This is a genomic window from Pedobacter agri PB92, assembly GCF_000258495.1.
Lineage (GTDB): Bacteria > Bacteroidota > Bacteroidia > Sphingobacteriales > Sphingobacteriaceae > Pedobacter > Pedobacter agri.
The window spans coordinates 1-775 of sequence record NZ_AJLG01000346.1 but is presented as its reverse complement, the minus strand read 5'-3'; the positions used below and the strand labels follow the sequence as shown (position 1 = coordinate 775).

1 protein-coding gene is annotated in these 775 nt (G+C 38.1%); it reads right to left on the bottom strand.

Annotated elements, in window-relative coordinates:
- On the bottom strand, positions 1-775 hold a 775-nt coding region (locus tag ON09_RS23820; RefSeq protein ID WP_010603579.1), incomplete at both ends, for a hypothetical protein.

Sequence of the window (775 nt, the reverse complement as noted above, 5' to 3'; positions counted from 1 at the left end):
ACGTACACACTTACATCCACATTCATTTAAAGAAACAAATTGTTTACTTGATTTGATCACATTGTCATCGCAATCAGCACATGAACAATCAGGATTTTTTACACCAGGCAAATCTTTTATATTGACGATGCTGTGATCAGGAAAAGATGTCAAAATGCTTGCAGCTGTTGCAGTTTCAGCTCGTTCTAAATCTTTTGTTGATATATCTTCTAACCCGGCCGGTCTGATCAAATACAATTTAAAACAGGTGATATAATCTACATAGCTCAGCTTTTCTAATTGATATATTAGTGTAGACTTTTCGATCTTACCGCCAAACTCGAGCTGGGTAGCACTATTGTTTATCCAAGGTGCCAACAATGACTTTATGCTTTCTTTAAGAAGTGGCAAATAAATATTATCTTCGTAACCATCCTTCAATTTAACATGAAAATGCAACCTGATCTGTTCGTAAACTGGGTTATGCACATGCACTTGCGCAAAGGATGATTTTCTCTGATTCACAAAGTTTTTAATTTCATTGAGCGTGTTTTTCGATACTTTAGGTTGCAGTGGATTTGGAGCGTTCGAAATTGAAATATCCGGAACAGCAATAATGGTAACAGCACCAGGCGACAAAGCATTATAGCTGGCTACATTGCCATTAAAAATGGTATGGCCAATACACTTTACGGTGTAAACATCAGCAAACTGAGCCAGAATCAAGCGCTCATAATCCCACAATGTGATGGCTCTACCCTTGTGCCGAAGTCTTTCACTAACCCAGTGTGTACGT